Annotated in this window: 16 protein-coding genes and 1 pseudogene; 8 read left to right on the top strand and 9 right to left on the bottom strand. The window is 69.6% G+C overall.

Going from position 1 to position 17409, the window contains the following annotated elements:
* The first annotated feature begins 92 nt into the window (after positions 1–92).
* Complete coding sequence (locus A3CU_RS0118820) at positions 93–824, top strand: SDR family oxidoreductase (RefSeq protein WP_027943625.1); 732 nt, start codon at positions 93–95, stop codon at positions 822–824.
* Positions 825–958: 134 nt separating this feature from the next.
* Here the strand turns inward: A3CU_RS0118820 and A3CU_RS0118815 are convergent, their stop codons facing one another.
* From A3CU_RS0118815 to A3CU_RS0118790, 6 genes are all read right to left on the bottom strand, one after another.
* Positions 959–1408 carry a hypothetical protein gene (locus A3CU_RS0118815; RefSeq protein ID WP_027943624.1) on the bottom strand — a complete coding sequence of 150 codons (450 nt, stop codon included), beginning with the start codon at positions 1406–1408 and terminating at the stop codon, positions 959–961.
* Positions 1409–1426: 18 nt separating this feature from the next.
* Complete coding sequence (locus A3CU_RS0118810; protein ID WP_027943623.1) at positions 1427–1702, bottom strand: hypothetical protein; 276 nt, start codon at positions 1700–1702, stop codon at positions 1427–1429.
* A gap of 183 nt (positions 1703–1885) precedes the next feature.
* The gene (locus A3CU_RS0118805; RefSeq protein ID WP_027943622.1) at positions 1886–3943 is read right to left on the bottom strand and encodes a xanthine dehydrogenase family protein molybdopterin-binding subunit; all 2058 of its coding nucleotides are present in this window, start codon (positions 3941–3943) and stop codon (positions 1886–1888) included.
* Positions 3940–4926, bottom strand: a complete 987-nt coding sequence (locus A3CU_RS0118800; protein ID WP_027943621.1) for an FAD binding domain-containing protein — start codon at positions 4924–4926, stop codon at positions 3940–3942. Before A3CU_RS0118800 ends, A3CU_RS0118805 begins: the two co-directional genes overlap by 4 nt.
* On the bottom strand, positions 4923–5402 hold the full coding sequence (locus tag A3CU_RS0118795) for a (2Fe-2S)-binding protein (protein ID WP_027943620.1): 480 nt from the start codon (positions 5400–5402) through the stop codon (positions 4923–4925). Before A3CU_RS0118795 ends, A3CU_RS0118800 begins: the two co-directional genes overlap by 4 nt.
* A gap of 146 nt (positions 5403–5548) precedes the next feature.
* Positions 5549–6202: a TetR/AcrR family transcriptional regulator gene (locus A3CU_RS0118790; protein ID WP_027943619.1), complete on the bottom strand. Its 654-nt coding sequence runs from the start codon at positions 6200–6202 to the stop codon at positions 5549–5551.
* A 109-nt stretch (positions 6203–6311) separates the two neighbouring features.
* Here A3CU_RS0118790 and A3CU_RS0118785 point away from each other — a divergent pair, with 109 nt between their 5' ends.
* The 3 genes from A3CU_RS0118785 to A3CU_RS0118770 all read left to right on the top strand — a co-directional run bounded on the left by A3CU_RS0118785 (position 6312) and on the right by A3CU_RS0118770 (position 8696).
* Complete coding sequence (locus A3CU_RS0118785) at positions 6312–7289, top strand: alpha/beta hydrolase (protein ID WP_245617190.1); 978 nt, start codon at positions 6312–6314, stop codon at positions 7287–7289.
* A 262-nt stretch (positions 7290–7551) separates the two neighbouring features.
* On the top strand, positions 7552–8316 hold the full coding sequence (locus A3CU_RS0118775) for an NAD(P)-binding domain-containing protein (protein WP_027943617.1): 765 nt from the start codon (positions 7552–7554) through the stop codon (positions 8314–8316).
* A 44-nt stretch (positions 8317–8360) separates the two neighbouring features.
* On the top strand, positions 8361–8696 hold the full coding sequence (locus tag A3CU_RS0118770; protein WP_027943616.1) for a Tn3 family transposase: 336 nt from the start codon (positions 8361–8363) through the stop codon (positions 8694–8696).
* 125 nt (positions 8697–8821) lie between these two features.
* On the opposite strand, the gene A3CU_RS0118765 is transcribed toward A3CU_RS0118770, so the two are convergent.
* On the bottom strand, positions 8822–9601 hold the full coding sequence (locus tag A3CU_RS0118765) for a MerR family transcriptional regulator (RefSeq protein ID WP_027943615.1): 780 nt from the start codon (positions 9599–9601) through the stop codon (positions 8822–8824).
* A 4-nt stretch (positions 9602–9605) separates the two neighbouring features.
* Positions 9606–10406 carry an alpha/beta fold hydrolase gene (locus A3CU_RS0118760; RefSeq protein WP_027943614.1) on the bottom strand — a complete coding sequence of 267 codons (801 nt, stop codon included), beginning with the start codon at positions 10404–10406 and terminating at the stop codon, positions 9606–9608.
* Between the two features lie 237 nt (positions 10407–10643).
* On the opposite strand from A3CU_RS0118760, the gene A3CU_RS0118755 reads away from it, so the two are divergent.
* From A3CU_RS0118755 to A3CU_RS50590, 3 genes and pseudogenes are all read left to right on the top strand, one after another.
* Positions 10644–11456, top strand: a complete 813-nt coding sequence (locus A3CU_RS0118755; RefSeq protein WP_027943613.1) for a phytanoyl-CoA dioxygenase family protein — start codon at positions 10644–10646, stop codon at positions 11454–11456.
* Positions 11457–11519: 63 nt separating this feature from the next.
* Positions 11520–12386 (top strand): AraC family transcriptional regulator, encoded by an 867-nt coding sequence (locus tag A3CU_RS0118750; RefSeq protein WP_027943612.1) that lies wholly within the window; start codon positions 11520–11522, stop codon positions 12384–12386.
* Positions 12387–12891: 505 nt separating this feature from the next.
* Positions 12892–13638, top strand: a pseudogene (locus tag A3CU_RS50590) (recombinase family protein); the annotation flags it as partial.
* Between the two features lie 167 nt (positions 13639–13805).
* Here A3CU_RS50590 and A3CU_RS45425 read toward each other — a convergent pair.
* Positions 13806–14978 carry a coiled-coil domain-containing protein gene (locus A3CU_RS45425; protein WP_052371852.1) on the bottom strand — a complete coding sequence of 391 codons (1173 nt, stop codon included), beginning with the start codon at positions 14976–14978 and terminating at the stop codon, positions 13806–13808.
* A 473-nt stretch (positions 14979–15451) separates the two neighbouring features.
* Between A3CU_RS45425 and A3CU_RS0118735 the strand changes: the two genes are divergently transcribed.
* On the top strand, positions 15452–16918 hold the full coding sequence (locus tag A3CU_RS0118735; RefSeq protein WP_027943611.1) for an outer membrane protein assembly factor BamB family protein: 1467 nt from the start codon (positions 15452–15454) through the stop codon (positions 16916–16918).
* The last annotated feature ends 491 nt before the right edge of the window (positions 16919–17409 follow it).

Genomic DNA, 17409 nt, shown 5'->3' with positions numbered 1-17409 from the left:
TGCCCGGTCGGCAGTGGTGTCACCATAGGATCGCCGATACCAGCCTCGACAGGTCTCTCCCGGCTTCGGCCGGTCCCCGTCAAGGTGGTCGCATGACAACGACAGATCGCAAGATCGTGCTGATCACCGGCGCCAACAAGGGCATCGGCTTCGCCACTGCCCGCGAACTGGCGGGAGCCGGACACACCGTGCTGCTCGGTGCCCGTGACCCGCAACGTGGCGCCAAGGCCGAGGCCGAACTGGGTAGGGGAACCCGGTTCGTGCACCTCGACGTGACTGACCCGGCCACCATCGCGGCCGCGGCCGAGTTGATCGATGCCGAGTACGGCCGGCTGGATATCCTGGTCAACAACGCGGGCATTTCCCGGGACCGGCCTTACTCGCCCACCGACTTGCCGGTAGACAACCTGCGCGAGGTGTACGAGACCAACGTGTTCGGGGTGGTCGCGGTGACCAACGCGATGCTGCCGCTGCTTCGTCGGTCGCCGGCTGGCTACATCGGCAACGTATCCAGCGGGCTGGGCACGGTCGCGTTCCTGACCGACCGTGACTCACCGCTGTGGCAGTTCGCCAACCTGCTCGCCTACAACTCCTCGAAGGCGGCGCTCAACGCGGTCACGCTGATCTACGCGAACACATTGCGGGACAGCGGAATCCGGGTCAACGCCCTGTCGCCTGGCTACTGCGCGACCGACCTGAACAACCACACCGGCCACCTAACCGCGCAGAAAGGCGGCGCACACATCGCCCGCCAGGCAACCATTCCTGACCACAACACGACCGGCGTGTTCCTCAACGAGAACGGCGGCACCTGCCCCTGGTGAACTCATCGGTGACCGACACCGGCTACCGGCGGGCGCTGGTGGTCTCAACGTTGGCGAACCCGCCAGCCAGCTGTGGCAAGACGAGGAACCGCGGAACTCACGGGGTGTCGCACACTCCGTGAGGCCGACTTCATTCATCCCGCCACCTCCTCCGTGCGCTCCAGTTCGAACCGCGCGCCGATGCGGTCCCAGATCTCCAGGGACCGGCGGAAGGCGGCGATGTCGCCGGTGAACCTGCCCCGCGCCCGTGCCACGCACGCGGCCGCCCAGTCGTTCTCCTCGGCCGTGTGTTCAGCCTGTTCCAGCCGTTTCTCCGCGTCAGGCAGGTGGGCGAGCACCGCCAGTTCCGCGCCCGCCGCGTTCGCATACGCCCGGTACCACGGTTGTGTGAATTCCTGGAACGCGTTGCGCACCAGGCGATCCGCGTAGGTCAAGTGTCCGGTGTGGACGGCCAGTCTGGCCTCCACGAAGGCCGTCGTGGCCGCGAGGCGACCCGAGCGCGGATCGGTGTGGCCGGTGAACTCCAGCGTGCGTGCCCGCCAGAGCCCGTGGTCGCCGCGCAGACCGGTCGCCAGCTCCAGCACCTGCACCGACTGCGCGAGCTACGCCAGGCGCGGGGCCCCCGCGGCGCGCCACTCGGCGAATGCCCGCTCGCCGAGTTCGATGGCCTCGTCGAACCGGCCGGACAGCGTGAGCGGCGCCAGGTACTTGAGGAGCGACACGAACGGGTAGTCGCCGTTGACCGGGTCCTCTTCGGTGGCGCGGGCGGCGACGGCCAGCGCCCCCGGCAGGTCACCCACCGCCACCGCGCAGAGCGAGACGGAGTGGAACAGGTCGAATATCTCGATGCCGTCGGCCGGCCGGTGTTTGGTGAGCATGGGCAGCAGCCCGACCGGCGCCCGTCCGAGCTGCCGAGATCAGGTACTCGGCACCACGACGGGACCGATGATCGCCGGAATCGCGTCTTCTGATCGCCGAGCGGGCTGGCGCGAGTGATCTGGCCAGTCTGTCTTGCCCCGGTTAAGGCGGCGGGCTGCGTCGAGCCTCGCTTCGGCTGAGTTTCACCGGTGGTTGAGAAGTTTGTCGGGCGTGACCGGGAGATCGCGCACGCGGATCCCGGTCGCGTGCCGGACCGCGTTGACGATCGTGGCCGCGGTGCCGACGATGCCGATCTCCCCGATGCCCTTGCTGCCCATCGGGTTCACGTGCTCGTCATACTCGTCGATCCAGTGTGCCTGCACGTCCCGCACGTCCGCGTTGGAAGCGATGTGGTACTCGGCCAGATCGTGGTTCACCACGTGACCGAACCGCGGGTCGAACACGCTGTTCTCGTGCAGCGCCATGGAAAGCCCCATGGTCATCCCGCCGATCAGCTGCGAGGCGGCGGTGCGCGGGTTGATGATCCGTCCGACGGCGAACACGCCGAGCAGCCGGGGAACCCGGATCTCGCCCGTGTCCGCGTGCACCCGCACCTCGGCGAACTGGGCGCCGAAGGAGTGCATCGCGAACCGTTCCGCGTCGGCGTTCGGCTGTACCGACCCTTCAGCCGCGTCACCGTCGGAAGGGTCGTCGCCGAACTTGTCGCGGAACGCCCGCGCGGCCTCGACGATCGCGCTGCCCCATGTGCTCGTGCCCGTCGAACCGCCGGCCACCGACGCGATCGGGTAAGCCGTGTCGCCGATGCGTGCCTCGACTTGGTCGAACGGCACCCCCAGCGCGTCGGCGGCGATCTGCGCCAGCACCGTCCACGCCCCCGTGCCCAGGTCGGCCGAGCCGATCTCGGCGAAGTAGCGGCCGCGCTCGAACCGGATCATCGCGGTCGACTCCGCCTGCCGGCGCGCGGGATAGGTGGACGCGGCGACCCCGGTGCCCACGAGCCAGCCGGCCTCCTCGCGCGCGGCGCGAGGAGCCCAGCCGAACAACTCCGCACCGCGCCGCAGGCAGGCGACGAGGTTGCGAGTGGAGTACGGGTTGCCGGTCTCCGGGTCGACTTCGGGTTCGTTGCGGATCCGCAGCTCGATCGGGTCCATGTCGAGGGCCTCGGCGAGTTCGTCCATCGCGACCTCCGGCCCGAACATCCCGGGGCACTCGCCGGGTGCGCGCATCCAGGACGGCACCGGCACGTCGAGTGCGGCCAGCCGGTGCGTGGTCCGCCGGTTCGGCGCCGCATACATCATCCGCGCCGGAACACCGGTCTGCTCCGCGAACTCCTTGATCCGGGAGGTCTGCTCCACCACGTCCAGCGAGATCGCCGAAAGCCGCCCGTCGTGGTCGGCGCCCAGCCGCATCCGCTGGATGGTCGGCGTGCGGTATCCGGCCAGCGAGAACATCTGCTGCCGGGTGAGCGCCAGCTTCACCGGCCGGCCCGGCACGGCCCGGGCGGCCAGCGCGGCGAGCACGACGTGCGCGTGCGCGGTGCCCTTCGAGCCGAATCCGCCGCCTACGTAGGGGCAAATGACCCGGACCCGTTCGTGCGGCAGCCCGAACACCTTCGCGACACTCGCCCGCAGCGGGTGCACGCCCTGGGTGGAATCCCACAACGTGAGGGAGCCGTCTTCCCACCGCGCCGTGGTGGCGTGCGGTTCGAGCGGATTGTTGTGATACATCGCGGTCGTGTAGGTCTGCTCGACCGTCACGTCCGCGGCCGCCAGCGCCGCCTCGACGTCGCCCTCGGCGGAGTCGGCGGGGAAGTCGGGGTTCACCTTTTCGGGCCGGTACAGGTCGTCACGCTCGGCGGAAAGCTCGGCGTCGTGCGGCGCCTGGTCGTAGGCCACCCGCACCAGCGCGGCGGCCTCCCTGGCGATCTCGGAGGTCTCCGCCACCACAGCGCCGACGATCTCTCCGCGGAAGGACACGTCGTCGCTTTGCAGCACCGCGAGTTCGGCGTCCTCGGTGTCGGCCAGCCGCTCGGCCTGCTCCGTGGTGAGCACCGAGATGACGCCGTCGAGGGATTCGGCGGCCGCGGTGTCGAAACCGGTGATGCGGCCGCGCGCCACGCTTGCCTGCACGGGATGGCAGTAGGCCGGTGCGGTCGCGGAGACCTCGTAGGCGTAGGGCGCGGTTCCGGTTACCTTGCCGGCTGCGTCTCGCCGGACGGGCGCCGATCCGATAGCCGTCATGACAGCCCCTTCAGCACCGACACCAGCGTGCGGGCCAGCATCGGGATCTTGAACCCGTTGCCGCCGTCGAGCCCGCCCAGCGGCCGCGCGTCAGCGAGCTCGGCCTGCGCCGCGGCGCGATAGGAGTCCTCTGTGGACGGAGCACCGCGCAGGAAATCCTCCGCCCAGTAGGCTCGCCACGGCTTGTGCGCGACGCCGCCGAAGGCGATCCGCACGTCCTGCACCACGCCGTCGGCGACATCCAGCATGGCCGCCACCGAAACGAGCGCGAACGCATACGAGGCGCGGTCGCGGACCTTGCGGTAGACCGACCGGCGGGCGATCGGCAGGTCCGGCAAGTCGATCGCGGTGATCAGTTCGCCGCGCTCCAGCACCGTGTCGCGGTGCGGTTCGTCGCCGGGCAGGCGGTGCAGTTCGACGAACGGGAGCACCCGTTCCCCAGCCGGGCCGAGCACCCGGACCTCGGCGTCGAGCGCGGCGAGCGCCACGGCGAGGTCGGACGGATGCGTGGCGACGCACTCTTCCGAGGCGCCGAGAATGGCGTGGTAGCGGGTGTAGCCGCCGATCGCCGAGCATCCCGACCCCGGCTGCCGCTTGTTGCACGGCGTGGTGACGTCCTGGAAGTACACGCACCGCGTGCGCTGCAGCGGGTTTCCCCCGGTGGTGGCCATGTTCCGCAACTGGCCGGACGCGCCCGAGAGCAGGGCCTGGGACAGCACCGGATACCGTTCCCGCACCCGCGCGTCGGCGGCCAGTTCGCTGTTGCGGACCCCGGCGCCGATCGACAGGCCGCCGTCGAACTCGGTGATCTGTTCCGACAGCAGTCCGGTGACGTCCACCAAACGACCGGGTTCGGCGACGCCGAGCTTGAGATGGTCGACGAGATTCGTGCCGCCGGCCAGGAACATCGCCGACGGATCGCCGGCGACCGTGCGGACCGCGGTGGCCGCGTCACCGGGGGCGTCGTAGGTGAACGGCTTCACAGCTGACCCGCCTCCACGACCGCCCGCACGATGTTGACGTAGGCGCCGCACCGGCAGAGGTTGCCGCTCATCCGCTCCGCCACCTCGGCCCGGACATCCGCCCCACCATCACCGCTGTCGGCGTGACTCGGCCAGCCCCGCGCCATCTCGTCGAGGACCGCCACGGCCGAGCAGATCTGGCCCGGCGTGCAGTATCCGCACTGGAACGCGTCGTGCTCGGTGAACGCCTCGCGGACCGGATGCCCGACACCGGCGGCGGTGGTGATCTCGGCGCCGTCGTAAGCGATGGCCAGCATGAGACAGGACAGCACCCGCCTGCCATCGAGCAGCACCGTGCACGCGCCGCACTGGCCGTGGTCGCACCCCTTCTTCGGGCTCATCGTCCCGGCCCGCTCGCGCAGGGCGTCCAGGACCGTGGTCCGGGGATCGATTGTCAGCCGGTGGGGCTCGCCGTCCACCTGCAGGGTGACCTCCATGCGTCCATGCCTACCCGGCCGCCCCGGTGGCTAACCGTCATGGCGGGCGTGGACCCGAGTCGCCGACGCCCGGACCCTCACCGGCCTTGGCAACAGCGGGACAGCCGTTGGCGCTGAGGCGGCGCCACGATGAGCCGAAGGGCGCGTCAGGGAATCGCGGCCTCGATCCGGGCGAGGTGGGCGGCGAGGATCTCATCGAATGCGACGCGGCGTTCGGCCCCGAGGGGGCGGATCTCGCGGGCGAAGTGGGCCAGAGCAGGGAAGCGGTCGGGGTCGGCGCCGAGGACCGCGACCCGGAACTGCTCCATGCCCTGTTCGTACTCGCCGGGAGTGAGGGTGCCGATGCCGGCCTCGGAGGCGATCAGCGCGGCGACGAGGACCACGAGCCGGTGGTAGCGAAGCGGAATCTCCTCATCGGGCAGGCCCGTGGCCCACAAAGCCTGTAGCACCTCCTCCATGACCAGCCGGGAACCGGTGCCGCCGGACCCGTAGCGCCCCCAGATTGCAGCGAGTTGAGGGTGTTGCCCGAAGGCCTCTCGCAGCCGCAGGGCGGTGGCGGTGATGCGCTGCTTCCAGTCGCCATCAGGGTGGTAGCCGTCCATCGCGGCCGCGAGGATCCGGTCGGCGACCGCGCGCAGCAGCTCGGTCTTGTTGCGGAAGTGCCGGTAGAGACTGGAGGAATCGGTCCCGAGCGCCGCGGCGAGCTTACGCACACTGAACGACTCGGCGTCGCTCGTGCGCAGCAGCTCCGCCGCCGTGTCCAGTATCTCCGCTGTCGACCAACGCCTTCGGCCTGCCATCTCGCCCCTCTCATCCGAACTCAGTCTATTATGCACTTGCTGTTGCACGCACTGCGTGCAACATTATGGGCACACGCTGGCTGAAAGGCACCGCTGGGAGAAGAAAAGCATGAGAGATGAAGACATGAGCGAGACCACCACTGTGAAGCGGCCGCCGGAGCCGGACTTCTCGGCGATAACGACCGAGGAACTGATCGCATACCGCGCTGCGGAGAACGGCTGGCGGGCGTCCAGCGCGGCGCGGGCGATCCTCGGGGATCCGGACCCCGGAGCCGCGATCGAGTGGCAGGACGTCGCGCTGCCGGGCCGCGACCTTCCGGTCCGGGTGTACCGGCCGGTGTCGACGGGCGACGGCGAGGCCGCCGCCCGCACCGACCTGCCACTTGTGGTCCATGTGCACGGAGGCGGTTTCGTGGGCACGGCGGCGCAATGCGACTGGACCAACAGCCGCCTCGCCGCCCGGCTGCCCGCGCTCGTCGTCTCGGTCGAGCACCGCCTCGTCGCTCCGGACAGCCCGCTCTCGTACGCCGCCGACGACGGCTGGGACGTACTCCAGCACGTGATCCGGCATGCCTCGCAGTGGGGCATCGACCCGACGCGCACGGCCGTCTTCGGCGAGAGCTTCGGCGCGCTGATCAGCGCCCTGACGGCCGTCCGGGCCCGGGAGGCCGGCCTGCGGCTCAAGGCGCAGGTGCTGGTCAACCCCGCAGTCGACGTGACCGAGACGATGTACGACCACCCCTCGATCACCGAGTACGCATACAGCCCGACCCGAGCCATGCCGCTGCTGCGGTTGTTGCAGCGGCTCGCCGTCCCGCCGGGAACCGACGCCCGCGCATTCTCGCCGCTGTACGCGGACGACCTGAGCGGGCTCGCCCCCGCGCTGCTCGTGGTGCCGACCCAGGACGCGCTCGCCGATCACGGCCGCCGCTACGCCGAGCGACTGCGGGCGGCCGGGACGTCCGTGCGGCTCACCGAGTACCCAGGATCGCGGCACGCGTTCCTCACCCTGCCAGGCGTGGAATCGCAGGCCGAGTTCGCCCGCGCGGAGATCCTCGAGTTCCTGCGCGCGACACTGGCCATGTGACGCGGGACCACGACGACCCAGGAGCGAGGGGCAATCGCGGCGATGTGCACGCTTGGTCTCACCGTCATCGCGACGATCGTCCCGTACGCCGACCGCGCCACCGCCCACCTGCTGGCCGACCACATCCAGGCCGGCTGTCCCGCGTAGGCCCGGACGCAGGTCGACTCGGCCGTCAACTGGTCCGCGCGACACGGACTCGCCCTGACACAGACCCCGACCACCACCACGGTCACGATCACCAACGCACTATGGAGGAGACACAGTGAAGCGCATCGGCATCATCGGGGTAGGCGAGATCGCCCGGGCCATCGTGACGGGCCTGCGCCATGGGGGCGACGCTTCACCGGAGGTGTTCCTCTCCCCACGCGGAGCCCGCACGGCCGCGGAGCTGTCCGAGCACTACGAGGGCGTAGAGGTGTGCGCCGACAACCAGGAGGTGATGGACCGCTCCGAGTTGGTGATCCTCGCGGTGCGCCGCCAGGACTGGCACGATGCCCTGGCCGGAGTGCGAGTGGGCGAAGGCCGGATCGTGATCAACGTGATGGCCGGCGTCGGCAACGACGACCTGCGCCGGACTCTCGGCACCAACGCCGCGCTGGTCCGTGCCATCCCGCTGCCGACCATCCGCGAACGCCGTTCCGTCACGGTGGTGCACCCGTCGCATCCGGAGGTGAACTCCTTCTTCGCACGGATGGGCGGAGCGCTCCCCGTTGCGGACGAGGCCGCCTTCAACGTCCTCTCCGCGCTGACTGGGACGCTGACCACCCACTACGCGTATCTCGCCACGCTCGCCTCGTGGGCCGCCGACCACGGCATCGCCCCCGACGACGCCGACCGCTACGTCCGCGGCCTCTTCCAGGGCGTCGGCCGCTCCCTGGGCGATGAGACCCGCTCCCTGGGCCGACTCGCGGCCGACCACGAGACGCCGAAAGGCAACAACGAACGCATCCGCACCACCTGGTTCGACCCGGCCAACGTCGATGCCCTCACGAAGGCCCTCGACGACCTCCTCGACGACCTCGCATAGCCACGGAAGTTCGTCATCGGCGCCCTGCGAGCGATCGGGCGGCGATGGCTGTCAGGGTCTGGGGGCGAGGAGACCGGCCCGAGATCGAGCCGGGCGTCCACTTCTACGGCAAAGCCGGCGACATCGCCTCCAACCGCCGCGATGAACAGGAAATGAGCGTGTTGTGCCTGCACATCGTGCAGGCGGCCATGGTCTACATCAACACGTTAATGATCCAGGACGTCCTGGCCGAGCCCGAATGGGCGGCCGCGCTCGGGCCGGTGGACTACCGCGGGCTGACACCGCTGATGTGGGCGCACGTGGCGATGCACGGCGAGTTCAAGCTCAACATGAACTCCCGCCTCACCCTCGGCCCGGCCGCCGCGCTACCGGGTGCGTAGCAGTCGAACGGTCGGCCGGTCTCGGCGCGCTGGTCAGCCGGGCGTCTGCGCATCCGGACCACGGCGACACAGGGTGACCAGGCGATCGGCGTGGCAGCAAAGGAGATGGCGGTGAGCGTTCAGCTTCAATCTGGTCTGGGGATGTCGATCCCGGCGGCACGCAGCTTCGTTTCGACGAGCGACGCCAGGCGGGCCGCGGCGGAGTCGTGTTTTTCGCCGTGGTGGGCGATCAGCCGGTACCGGGTCGCGGTCTGGGTGCGGGCTTGCAGGCCGGTCACGATCGTGAGTTGGTCGGGGTTGGCGAGGTAATGCTCGGCCATGTCGGTGGCCAGCTCGGCGACCCGGGGGTCGTCGGGTTCCCAGCCGATGACGCCGGCGCTGCGCTTGGTCAGTTCCACGAAGCGTGGGTCGCGCAGTGCGTGTTCGATGTCGGTGAGGTAGTCGTCGAAGCGTTCAGGTACCAGGGCTTTGGCCAGCACGAAGGATTCTCGGGCGGTCCGCACGTCCTGCGGTGTGAAGCCGAGGGTCGGCATTCCCTCCAGCATCGCCACGGCGCGGTCGGGCAACAAGGTGCGGTCGCCGGAGGCGAGCCGGTGGAGCATGTCCCGCTGCGCGGTCAGCTCGGCGATCCGCGCGGTGAGACGCCGCTCGACGTCAGCGAGTGCCTCGGCGAACGGCGCGGTGTCGGAGTCGAGAAGCGGGCCGATGTCGGCCAACGGCACCCCGGCGGCGGCCAGGGTCCGGACCTGCACCAACCTCAACAGCTCGGCCGAGCCGTATCGCCGGTAACCCGAGCTGTCGCGCGCTGGCTCGTCGACCAGGCCGAGCTTGTGGTAATGCCGCACCGTTTTGATCGTGATGTCGGCGAACGCGGCCGCCTGGCCGATGGTCACCCCGTCGGTCATAGACTCAGCGATCCTCCCGGACCTGCTCGGCAGCGGCCTCCCGTACAGCGGCGGCGATCGCCCGGAAGTCCTTGCGCAGGATCTGCGTGTGGTTGCTCTCGACTTTGGTGCTGACCCGCAGGTTCGGGTTCCGGCGGAGCACCGGATCGAGAGACGCGCGCATCTGCTCCATCTCCTCCGCGCCGCCACCGAGGTTCGCACCCGAGGCCAGGATGTAGCGCACCGGGCAGGCGAGCCGGTCCAGGACCGGCTCGAGGGCAGCGCAGACCTCGTTGATCTCGATGTTGACCTCGGCGTGCTGGGCGGCAGTCATCGAGGCGGCCAGGCCGAACGGGCGCGCGAGCGGCAGCCCTAGCCGCATCTTGCGAAACGCGCGCCGGATTCGTTCCCGGTTCTCTTCCCCGGTCAGCCCCCAGGGAACCGCACCGTCGACCGACACCACACCGGCGACCCGGTCTGGGTTGCGGTCGGCCCAGTGCACCGCCAGCGCCGCACCATAGGACCAGCCGACCAGCAGCGGCCGGTCCACCCCGGTCGCCTCGACCACCGCGTCAACGTCACGCAGGCACCCCTCGAAGGAATAGTCCGCTGATCGCTTCGACCCGCCGCGAGCCCGCTCGTCGTAGGTGACATGCCGCCACTCAGGGCCGAGCTCGGCGATCACACGCCGCCAGGACCGCTGACTGGCATAGGAGCCGTTGAGATACACAAGGGGACGGCCGGGGCCTCGGGTGTCGGTGACCGACAGGGCCGTGTCGTCGACGGGCACCATGCCGGCCCAGGATGAAGTGGTCGAACGAGTCATGCGACCAGCCTCTACGTTGACCTCGGGTCAAGGTCAAGGTGGACCCGCGACGCCACCCGGGCGAGAAGCCCCCAGCGGGTTCGGGTGTGAGTAGTTGCGGTACAAGAAAGTGCCGCTGAGATTGATCATGGTCGACTAGGCGGCGCGCGCCGCCTGACCGCGCTCCGGTGATCACCCGACAAAGGCGGTGCGGAGAATGTCGGGTGATCGGGGCCGGTGTCGCCGCACGATGGGGGCATGGATGACACGACCTTGGTATCCCGCTTCCTCCGCGACGGCTTCGTGACGTTGGAGGGTGCCGTCGCGCCGCGCGTGGCCGCGGACTGCGCGCGGCTGCTGTGGCGCGAGACGGGCTGCGACCCGGACGACCCGGCGACGTGGACGCAGCCCGTGCACTGGGTGCCCGGAATGGCACAGAGGCCCTTCGCCGCCGCACCCAACTCCCCGTCGCTGCAGCGCGCGTACGACCTGCTCGTCGGCGCGGGACGCTGGGAGCCGCGCTACTCGCTGGGCACGTTCCCGCTGCGCTTCCCGCACGAAGAGGAGCCGGACGACGCGGGCTGGCACATCGAGGGGAGCTATCTGCCGGAAGGCGAGAGCTGGTACTTCACGAATCTGCGCTCCCAGGGCCGGGCGCTGCTGATGCTGTTCCTGTTCAGCGAGGTCGGCGAGGAGGACGCCCCGACCCGGATCCGGGTCGGCTCGCACCTCGACGTGCCAAAGGTGCTGGAGAAGTACGGGGAGGACGGGGCGAGCGGGCTGACCCTCGCCCCCGATCTGGTGGCGGCGTCCGACCACCGGCCACTCGCCCTTGCCACCGGGTCCCCGGGCGACGTCTTCCTGTGCCATCCGTTCCTGGTGCACGCGGCTCAACCGCACCATGGGGTGCGGCCGCGCTTTATGGCGCAGCCGCCGCTGATGCCGGCCGCACCGTACGAACTGGAACGGGCCGACGGCGCGTACTCACCCGTGGAGATTGCGATCCGCCGGGGTCTTGGACAGGGCACCCCCGGTCCGGACGGAGACGGCACCGACTGCAGCGCCGGGTAGACGTGCTTCACGACCATCGCTGGCAAGGTGGTCGCGAAAAGGGAAAGAGAAGGGAGGCCGGGCATGCTGGAGCGGTTGAACCAGGCCATGGAGCACATCGAGGGCCATCTCGACCAGGACCTCGACGTGGAGGAACTGGCATGCATCGCGGCCACCTCGGAGCACCACCTGCGCCGGATGTTCTCCGCGCTCGCGGGGATGCCGCTGTCGGAGTACGTCCGGCGCCGCCGGCTCACCCTCGCGGGCGCCGAAGTACTCGCGGGACGTGAGACGCTGCTGGAGATCGCGGTGCGTTATGGCTACGGCTCCGGCGAGGCGTTCGCGCGGGCGTTTCGTGCCATGAACGGCATCGGACCGGGCGAGGCCCGGCGTACCGGCGCCGCACTCACCTCCCAGTCCCGGATGGCCTTCCGCCTCACCATCGAGGGGAGCAGCAGTATGCGATACCGCGTTGTGGACAAGGCGGACTTCACCGTCGTCGGGCTCAAGACCCGGGTACCGCTGGTGCATGCGGGGCCAAACCAGGCGATCATGGACTTTGTCCGTGGGATCGATCCGCAGACCCTGGAGCGCCTGGAGAAGCCGTCGGACCAGGAGCCGCATGGCATCGTCGCGGTCTGCGACGGCATGGACCCCAGCCGCGCCGAGGGCACTGTCCTCGACTACCACCACGGCGTGATCACCTCCGCGGCCGCTCTTGAGGGCACGACCACCTTGGCGGTCCCGGCCGGCACCTGGGCGGTCTTCACCACCTCCGGGCCGGCACCGCAGGCCATCCAGGAACTTTGGCGGGACGTGTTCACCGAGTGGTTCCCGTCGAACCCGTATCGCACCCGCACCGGCCCTGAGATCCTGCGCACCCGCCTGTCGCCGGAGAAGACCGAGGCCGACGCCGAGCTGTGGCTAGCCGTGGAGCCTGAGCACTGCTGAGCACAGCGACAATCCCCCGGGCAGGCGTGTGCGAGCGATTCGGTTGCCTTCCGCGCCAACCGAACCAGTTGGACCCCGGCAAGATCAATCTCAGCGGTACTCTGTCGAGCGCTTCGACATTGTCCCCGCCTGTCGCCAAACCATCCTTTAACGACAGGCCGCACGGGGCGGGCATCGGATCGACCGGACTGCTGGACACGGCCGCCGCTGCGCCGGGGAAATCCAATGAAGGCCGTTGCGCGATGACGACAGGGTTTGACGACAGGTAGGGTCGTTTGCGGCCGCGCCCGGGGCCGGAAAGGCAGGGTGGTCGTGTCGGAGCTGGTCTACACAAGGGTGTCCACAGACGAGCAGAGCACCGCGCGCCAGACCCACCTGCTCGCCGAGGCCGGGCTGACCGACGCCGCCGACGGGGTGCGGCTGTTCACCGACCCGGCGACCCGACGAAGATCCCCGCGCTTGAGCGCGCCGGGGTGCGCGAGCTGGCCGGGTACGCGCGCCCGGGGATCGGCTGACCGTCTCGGAGCTGTACCGGCTCTGCCGCGACCTGGCCGACATCCTCGCCGTCCGTGAGTGGTGCCGCGCCCACCAGGTGCGGCTGCGGGTGCTGTCCGGTCCGCTGTCGGGCATCGTCGACCTCGCCGCCGGCGACGCGACCACCACCATGCTGGTCAACGTCCTTGTCTCGGTCGGGCAGTTCCAACGCGACCTGCAAAACGAACTCACCCGCGACGGCCTCGCCGCCGCTCGCGCCGCTGGCGCGAAATCCGGACGTCGGCCGCGGTTGGAGCAGCTCGGCGCCGTCAAGGAGGTCCGGCAGGCCTACCGCGACGGTGCGAGCATCGCCGCGCTCGCCCGCGAACACGACGTCAGCCGGGTCGCGATTCGCACCGCGGTGGCCGACCTGATGCCCGGCCACCGCGAACAGCCAGCCATCGTCGCAGCCGTCGACGAGCCGCAGCCGGTACGGATCGAGATCCCGGGCACGATCGTCCGCCGCCTCACCGCGTACGAAAACCTGGGCGAAGCCGAACGCCACGCCCTACGGCGCGGCCGCGAGATCCGCCGCGGCCAGGGCTACAGCCTGCACGTCACCGCATGGCCCCACGTGCACCAAGCGCTGCTCACCGCCGCCGCGGAGCTGAACACCAGAGGGGCATCACCGGCCGAGCGCAAGGCCTACCGGATCTACACGACCCGGCTGGAATCCGGCGCCGTCGCCGCTGCGCCGACCCGACCAGCTACTTCATAGGACGTGGCGGCTGGTGACACCGTCCTTAACGACAGGCCGTCCCGCACCGAAGAAAGGGCGGCGCCCCGCAACTCGGCTCGCGGCCCGCAGAAATCGGGCCCTTCGGCCCGCACGGAGCCAGGGCGCGATCCTGGAGACATGGAGCCCGATTACTCGTGATGCGGCTTTCAACCCGGTTCGTTCGCCGTGGTCTCAGGCTTCGCGAGGGCGGCTGCGATCAGGTCGCGGAGCGGTTCACCCTCCGCGGCTTGATCGAGCACCTGGCTCAGCTCGGCACGTAAACCGTCCAGCTGTCGCCGTAACACCATGGCATCAGCGGTCTTCTCGGCCAGCTCTTGGCGGAGCCGGCTGAGCTGTTCGTGCAGCGGGCCAAGGGTCTCGGCGTAGGTGTGGGTGGCCTGGGTGAGCTGGCTGCCCAGTTCGGCGACGCGCTCATCGGCGGCGGCGCGTAGCGCCCGGGTCTGCGCGTCGAACTCGTCCGCGCGAGCACGCAGCCGCCCTTCGTACTCCTGGGTCAGAGTCGCCCGAAGGTCCTGACGCGCCTGATCTTCCTCGCGGCGCAGTTGATCCAGGCGTTCCACCGCCGTGGCCCGCTCACTGACCAACACCGCCTGCAGCTCAGCGACCCGTTCCTGCGCGGCAGTGACCTGATCGAGCGCCCGCTCCCGGTCGGCCACGGCCCGGTCCTTCTCGCCCTCGGCCGCCTTTTGCCGGGCAACAGCCTCGTCGCGGTCCTTCCCGGCCTGAGTCGCTTCCGCTTGGGCGGCACGGCGCTCGGCCAGGTCCCGCTCCGCCTGCTGCCGAGCCTGCTCGGCGTCGGCCAGCGCGCGATCTCGCTCAGCCTCCGCTTCGCGCGCCTGCTCCTCGGCCGTGGCCCGAGCCTGTTCCGCGGCGGCCTTGGCCTCCAGTGCCGCCGCGGTCTCCTCGGAGAGACGAGTGCGCAGCGCGCCGATTTCTTCGCGGACCGGGTCCAGCGCGGCCAGCAACCCGGCCGCCCGCTCGTCCAGCACACGCACGTCGAACTGGGTCATCGGCTGGTTCTGACCGTAGGTACGCACCCAGATCTCGCGGCATTCGTCGAGCATCGCGCACGTGATGACCTTGGCGCCCCAGCGGCCGTAACGCTCGGGGTCGGCCGCGCAGTACGGGCTGGGCCGCCCACCCCGAGCCGGGATGGGCGGAAGCCGATGGCCGCAGTAGGCGCAGTAGGCGTCAACTCCTGCGGAAAAAGCCCGCAACGTCGCCTCGCGCCGCTCATCACGGCCGCTCCGCCATGGCGGCGGCACTGCCCGCTCCTCGTTGACCGGCTCGTCGAAGACCTCAGTCACCTCATCCGTCACATCAGCACCATATCGGATCAAGTTAGCTAACTAAAAGGCCGAGTATTGGTTTCATAACTAGATCCCCTCGCGAGCCTGAGGTCGTCCAGGAAATTATGAATAAGGAGGATTATTCATATACTTTCAGCGTCGAGGCGACACTGCGCATTCACTGGTCACTGTGCCGTTACGCTGCCTTCCGGTCGCCCGGGCGCGATGAGGCAGGCGCCCGCGCCTTGCGGTGATCAGGCTGCCGCTCGCTTGCGACACCGTTGGGCGGCGCGGATCTCAGCGTTTGGCGATCTTGCTGTCTAGCAGTGCATTCAGCTAGGTGGTATCGGTCGAGGCGCCTGCGGCGGACGCTCTCGATGGAAGCCCCAGCGTTCATGAGTTTCGTAGCGTGGGGGTGCGGCGCAGCCGGTGAAGGTCGGTCTCGATCCAGCGGCATCCTTCCCTGGAACGACGGATTCGGGGCGCCCGCGTAACCTGATCATGTGCCGCAGCCCCTTGCCGTGCAGCGCGTGCTGGGCGATCGCCCGTTCGCGGAGGTCGGCGAACCTCGAGCCGTCGCGGTCGACGAGAACCGCGGGCTGATCGCCATCGGCGGGCATCTCGGCTCGCTGACCTGGGTGGGCGCACACACCGCCCATGAGGGCTGGGCGCCCCACGTGCTTGGCATCTACGACCGCCCCTCCCTGCGCTGCCGCATGCTGCTCCACACCGAGTGGCCCATCCGCTCGCTCGACTTCCACCCTCGGCAGCCGCTGCTCGCCATCGGCACCGGCGGCTACGACGGCGGTTGGCACTTCTACGGCGAAGTGCTGCTCCTGCACCTCGACACCGGCGAACTGGTCTCACCGCTGGCCGACAGCCGCGAGGTCCGGCGCGTCAGGTGGCGGACCTGGCGCCACGGCAGGGTGCTCGACCTGGCCCTGGCCCCACCCGACGATTGGGAGTACGGCAACGACGCCATGCGGATCGGCTACGACGCGATGGTCGTCCGCGACGACTGGCTCGCCGTGCAGGACAACGAGATTGCCGACCACGAACTGGACGGCCCGCTGCGGGACAGCGATATCGTCACCTCCGAGCAGGCCCGGGCCGCCGTCGAAGCCCTTTCCACCCAGTGGTCCCATCGCGGCCCGGTCTGGGCCGTCGAGCACCTCCACGACGGCCGCATCCTGGCCACAATGGATGGTGCTGGGCTGGAATGCTGGCTGCCCACCGGGGAACTGGCCTGGTCCGTCGTCGAGGAGAGTGGCCGCCAGCTCGTCGTGGCCGCCGACCGGGAGTCGGCACTGGTCGCCATTCAGACACCCGAACTGACCATCGACATCGCCCGTCATTCCCTACGTGATGGCGAACTGATGGACAGGTTCAACCCTGTCGGCGTGGTCACCGCACGGGCGGATGGCGTGTTCGCGCTACGACCGGTCGCATGGGAGGCTCAACCGACCACGGTCTTCCGCGCCGACGGCACCGAGATCGGCCAGGTGGCACTGGGCGGCTTTCAGTTAGCCTCGTACTCCTTCCCGGTGCGGCACGCCTCCGCTCTGTACTTCCTGAGGGAACCTGGCGAGGTCGTCGTGGTTGGCGACGATCTCGCTGTGCGGCGACTGTTCGACGGCGCCGAGGCTGGCCCCGCCGTCGAGGTCGGCAACTCGTTGGTGTGCTGCTGCCTTGACTCCACCGTCATGCGCCGTCGGCTGCCGGACGGCGAGATTGTCTGGCGGCTCGAAGTCGATCGCCGCGTGACCGCCCTCGAAGTCGATGGCTCGATGCTGTACGTCGCGTTGAACTCCGGCGCACTCCTCGGCGTGAATGTCGACACCGGGGAATTGCGATGGCGGCAGGAGCTCAGCGTCCATGGTCAGCCGACTACCGGGCTGTCGCTGGCGTCGCCCCAACCCGGCCGGCTGCTCATCGGCACGACCGACGGCCGTATCCTCGACTGCAGTTAGCAGGACCATGCTTGCCATCGCGCGCGAGGTCGTACGGCGGCCCAACGTCACGGTGCGCGGCGTGGCCACCCTGCCGTTCATGCCCGGAGAAACTCACCCTGGACCTCGTCCACGGCGGCATCGAGTCCGGGCGGTTCTCCGGCGATCTGGCGTTCATGCGGACGTGACCGGCCCTGCGTCGTTCACCGTTCGCCAGCTCGGGCCGCGACGGCTGTGGGACGAAGCCGTCGACGCCCACGACTGGTGGGTATGAGCACGCACCTGCACTGACGTGCCCGAACGTCGCGGGCTACGGCACCGAATCCGAGTGTGTCGGGCGGGCCGTCGAGCAAGCGGGCATGCCTGTTCCGCAGACGCACGGTTGAAGAACCCACCAACGTCGAGCACACCGCCGCCGCGTTTGCCCCAGTCCGGGTCGCCGTGGGCGCCTTGACGCTTGACAATGGTGTCTGACCGGGACTTCCCGGCCGGAGGCCGACCGCCGACCCTAA

Origin of the sequence: Amycolatopsis taiwanensis DSM 45107 (genome assembly GCF_000519205.1) — a bacterium.
In the GTDB taxonomy this organism is placed as follows: domain Bacteria; phylum Actinomycetota; class Actinomycetes; order Mycobacteriales; family Pseudonocardiaceae; genus Amycolatopsis_E; species Amycolatopsis_E taiwanensis.
The sequence above is the reverse complement of the archived record's forward strand: the minus strand, read 5'-3'. Positions and strand labels throughout refer to the sequence as shown.

What these genes read in the sequence shown, in the direction of transcription:
- A3CU_RS0118790 (WP_027943619.1), bottom strand. Translation starts at nt 6,202, where the DNA reads ATGGCAGGCCGAAGGCGTTGGTCGACAGCGGAGATACTGGACACGGCG.
- A3CU_RS0118795 (WP_027943620.1), bottom strand. Translation starts at nt 5,402, where the DNA reads ATGGAGGTCACCCTGCAGGTGGACGGCGAGCCCCACCGGCTGACAATC.
- A3CU_RS0118750 (WP_027943612.1), top strand. Translation starts at nt 11,520, where the DNA reads ATGCTGGAGCGGTTGAACCAGGCCATGGAGCACATCGAGGGCCATCTC.
- A3CU_RS0118760 (WP_027943614.1), bottom strand. Translation starts at nt 10,406, where the DNA reads ATGACTCGTTCGACCACTTCATCCTGGGCCGGCATGGTGCCCGTCGAC.
- A3CU_RS0118770 (WP_027943616.1), top strand. Translation starts at nt 8,361, where the DNA reads ATGGCTGTCAGGGTCTGGGGGCGAGGAGACCGGCCCGAGATCGAGCCG.
- A3CU_RS0118755 (WP_027943613.1), top strand. Translation starts at nt 10,644, where the DNA reads ATGGATGACACGACCTTGGTATCCCGCTTCCTCCGCGACGGCTTCGTG.
- A3CU_RS0118820 (WP_027943625.1), top strand. Translation starts at nt 93, where the DNA reads ATGACAACGACAGATCGCAAGATCGTGCTGATCACCGGCGCCAACAAG.
- A3CU_RS0118810 (WP_027943623.1), bottom strand. Translation starts at nt 1,702, where the DNA reads ATGCTCACCAAACACCGGCCGGCCGACGGCATCGAGATATTCGACCTG.
- A3CU_RS0118765 (WP_027943615.1), bottom strand. Translation starts at nt 9,601, where the DNA reads ATGACCGACGGGGTGACCATCGGCCAGGCGGCCGCGTTCGCCGACATC.
- A3CU_RS0118805 (WP_027943622.1), bottom strand. Translation starts at nt 3,943, where the DNA reads ATGACGGCTATCGGATCGGCGCCCGTCCGGCGAGACGCAGCCGGCAAG.
- A3CU_RS0118785 (WP_245617190.1), top strand. Translation starts at nt 6,312, where the DNA reads ATGAGAGATGAAGACATGAGCGAGACCACCACTGTGAAGCGGCCGCCG.